The organism is Armatimonas sp. (assembly GCF_031410135.1).
In the GTDB taxonomy this organism is placed as follows: Bacteria; Armatimonadota; Armatimonadia; order Armatimonadales; family Armatimonadaceae; genus Armatimonas.
In genome coordinates this window covers 1-3,965 of record NZ_JANNYP010000506.1, presented here as the reverse complement: position 1 = coordinate 3,965, position 3,965 = coordinate 1, and the positions used below count along the sequence as shown (strand labels likewise).

The 3,965-nt window shown below is 58.2% G+C and carries 2 protein-coding genes; both read left to right on the top strand.

Annotated features, from left to right (window positions below):
- The first annotated feature begins 199 nt into the window (after positions 1–199).
- Positions 200–2,764 (top strand): polynucleotide kinase-phosphatase, encoded by a 2,565-nt coding sequence (locus RMO15_RS18805; protein WP_309715256.1) that lies wholly within the window; start codon positions 200–202, stop codon positions 2,762–2,764.
- Positions 2,765–2,974: 210 nt separating this feature from the next.
- Entirely contained in the window at positions 2,975–3,955 is a 981-nt protein-coding gene (locus tag RMO15_RS18800; RefSeq protein WP_309715255.1) for an RNA polymerase sigma factor RpoD/SigA, read from the top strand.
- The last annotated feature ends 10 nt before the right edge of the window (positions 3,956–3,965 follow it).

Below are 3,965 nucleotides of genomic sequence, written 5' to 3'. Positions count from 1 at the left end.
GCCTTTTTGTATTGTGCTGCCAGGATTTGTTCAAATCGCTCTCGCAGTCTCTGTTTGGTTTGCTCGGTCATCCTGCCATGATGCCCACTTTAGGCGGTGAGTGCAAATCGGCTCCCCTCACCACTTTAATGTCCTGCACCCAATTATTTCCGATATGTTTCGAAAACAGAGACGACTGTGGTATCATACCACTTCCCCTATGCAAGTAGACCTACCAGATTTTGCGCTCGTCGTTCTTATCGGCGCGAGCGGCAGCGGAAAGAGCACCTTCGCAAAAACGCATTTTTTGCCGACGGAAGTGCTCTCGTCGGACTACTTGCGCGGCGTTGTCTGTGATGACGAGGGCAGCTTAGAGGCGACGGGTGATGCCTTTGCGGCGCTGCACTACCTGGCGGGGATTCGGCTACGAAGGCGCAAGCTGACGGTGATTGACGCGACCAATGTGCAGGAACACGCCCGCAAGCCGCTACTCGCCCTGGCCCATCAATTTCATGCAGTTCCCGTGGCGATTGTCTTAGACGTGCCCGAGAAGACTTGCCACGCCCGCAATCAAGGCCGCCCGAACCGGGACTTTGGGCCACATGTCGTGCAGCGCCACACGAAAGATCTGAAACGGAGCCTAAAGTTCCTCAAGAAAGAGGGCTTTCGCTATGTCTTTCATCTTGAGGGCGAGGAAGCGATTGCGGCGACGGAGCTGACCCGTGTGCCACTCTGGACCGATAAACGTAGCGAGCATGGGCCTTTTGATTTTATTGGCGATGTGCACGGCTGCTACGACGAGCTCTCTGAGCTGATCGGCAAGCTGGGCTACGACGAATTCGGGGCGCACCCCGAGAACCGGCGCCTGGTCTTTGTGGGCGATCTGGTAGACCGTGGGCCCAAGTCGGTCGAGGTTGCAACTTGGGTGATGGATGCGGTGGCGGCAGGACGTGCGCTGTGTGTCCCAGGCAACCACGACGACAAGCTCAAGCGGGCGCTTGAGGGCAAAAAAGTGACGATCAACCACGGGCTGGAGCAGTCGCTGGAGCAAATCAATGCCCTCCCCGAGGCCGAGCGCGAGGCGTTCAAGGCGCAGTTTATCAAATTTGTGGACAGCCTTGTCTCACATCTCTGGCTGGAAGACGGCGCACTGTGCGTCGCCCATGCCGGGATTCGCGAAGACTTAATCGGTCGGGCCAGCCGCGTGGTACGGGAGTTCTGCCTCTACGGCGATCCCACGGGCGAGCGTGATGAGCGCGGCCTCCCTATTCGACGTGACTGGGCCGCTGACTACTCCGGCAAGACAGCCGTGGTCTACGGACACACGCCTATTGAGCAGGCACAGTGGCGCGGCAACACGATCAACCTGGACACCGGCTGTGTCTTTGGTGGGCAGCTCACCGCTCTGCGCTGGCCCGAGCGCGAGCTTATCGGCGTGGAAGCCAAAGCGACCTATGCGGAGCACCCCGCCCCCCCGCCCTCCTTGGCACAGGGAGGGTCGGCGAGGAACGAGCCGGGGTGGGTTCCGACGGGGGTTGGCTTAAATCTGGCAGACTTTACAGGGCGACGGATTATCGAGACGCGCCTGGGCGGCAATATTACCATTGCCGAGGGCAATGCCGCCGCAGCGCTTGAAGTGATCTCACGCTTTGCGGTGCATCCCCGCTGGCTGGCGTACTTGCCTCCCACCATGAGCCCCGTCGAGACGAGTAAGGCCGACGGCTATCTGGAGCGCCCGGAAGAGGCCTGCGCCTACTTTGCCAAGAGTGGTTTCGACGAGATCATCTGCCAGGAAAAGCACATGGGCAGCCGCGCAGTGGTCATTGTCTGCCGGGACGAAGCCGTGGCACAGAAGCGCTTTGGAACCGAGAGTGGGGAGACGGGGGTGATCTTAACCCGCACCGGTCGTCCGTTTTTTGACACCCAATCCCAGACAGAGGCACTGCTTTCGGAGCTACGAGAGGCACTCACAGAGACAAAGCTCTGGGAGGAGCTGGAAACCGACTGGCTGATTTTAGACAGTGAGCTACTTCCCTGGAACGCAAAAGCGCAGGGACTGTTACAGAAGCAATACGCACCAGTGGGGGTGGCAGGGGCCGTGAGCTTGAGTGCTGCGCGCAACCTGACAGAGCAGGCAACAGAGCGTGAAATTGCCGGATGTAGCGCTCTGGCACAACGCTTGCGAGAGAGAGAAACCCAGCTCGCGGCGTATCAAGAAGCCTACCGACGCTACTGTTGGCCGGTAAGTGGTCTGGAAGGGGTAAAACTCGCTCCGTTCCAGCTCCTGGCTGCTGAGGGACGCACGTTACTGGAGCACGATCATCTCTGGCACATGCAGACCCTCGCACGGCTTGCAGCGGTCTCGGGACGCTTTATCGCAACCGAGTTTCGGGCTCTTTCACCAAGCGATCCTTCGCAAGTGAAGGAACTGAGTCAGTGGTGGGACAAAAAAACAGAGGAGGGTATAGAAGGAATAGTTGTCAAGACTCGCGAATCTATACCGGTTCGGAACTTGACGACTTCTTTACGTGTCCAACCTGCGGTAAAAGTACGGGGGCGTGAGTATCTACGGATTATCTACGGCCCTGAGTACACCGCCATGGAAAACCTCTCGCGTCTGCGGGAGCGGGGCCTCTCTGGCAAGCGTTCCTTAGCCTTGCGGGAGTTTGCCTTAGGAGTCGAAGGGCTGGAGCGTTTTATCCGCAGAGAGCCCTTGCGCCGGGTTCATGAGTGTGCTTTTGCGGTTCTTGCTCTGGAATCAGAGCCGGTAGATCCACGATTGTAAGGATTATAGGATAGGGCGAAACCTCTTGCAGGTTTATACCGTCTATAAAAATAGTAAGGGGAGAACGTCCGTTTAGCGCGTTTCCTGTTAGAAACGATAGGGAACTTATCAGCGGTTTACGCCGTAAATAGTAAGATAGTACTGTCTCCGTAAGTCGGAGCAAAGACCGGAGGCGTTTCAAATAGAACCTCCACTGGGTATAAGAAAGAAATGACTACACTAACGCCGGATACCATGCACGAACAAAAATTGGATACGGCGGAGGCGCCAACGACGGCTCTCTCCGAGTCGGAGGTTGCGCAAAGCACTCCCGAGCAAGATGAAAACTTTGATCCGATGAAAGAGTTTTCGTTTACGGCATTCGTCGCCGACCGTGGGGGTGCCAACAGTGTGGCCCTTCTAACACCGCGTCAAGAGCGCTGGCTCGCACGCTGCGTCGAGCGCGGCGGTAAGCAGGGCGAGCGCGCCCGTGAGATTCTGGTCAACGCCAACCTGCGCCTTGTGACCAGTATCGCCAAGAAGTACCAGAACCGTGGAATAGCCATGGAAGACCTGATTCAGGAAGGCACTCTTGGATTGATCCACGCCGTAGACAAGTACGACTGGCGCCGTGGCTTCCGCTTCTCCACCTACGCCACCCACTGGATTCGCCAGGCACTGGGCCGTGCGGTAGAGAACCAGGGCCGCACCATTCGTCTCCCCTCGCACGCCATCGAGAGCCTGGGCAAGATCAAGCGCACCCGTGAGATGCTGGCCACGCGCTTCAACCGTGTCCCCACGCCGCAAGAGATCGCCCACGAGATCAGCCTGCCGGTGGATAAAGTGGAGACACTCTTAGAAGCCGAGACACCCGAGCCGATGAGCCTAGATGCACCTGCGGGCGACTCCACCACTCGACTGGGCGATCTGCTGCCCGCAGAAGACGCCACCAGCCCCTCGGCGCGTATCTTCCGCCGTGCCCTGCGCGATGAGATCAATAAGGCACTCGACCATTTGAGCAGCCGGGAGAAAGAAGTTCTCTCCCTACGCTACGGCCTCTCGGAAGATCAAGAACAGCCCATGACCTTGGAGCAAGTCGGCAAGGCACTGCACCTCTCGCGAGAGCGTGCCCGCCAGATTGAGGCAGGAGCCTTGCAAAAGCTCCGCCGTAGCGAAGTCGGGGGTCGCCTCCGCGACACGGTAATTGCTTAGATCGCCTAAA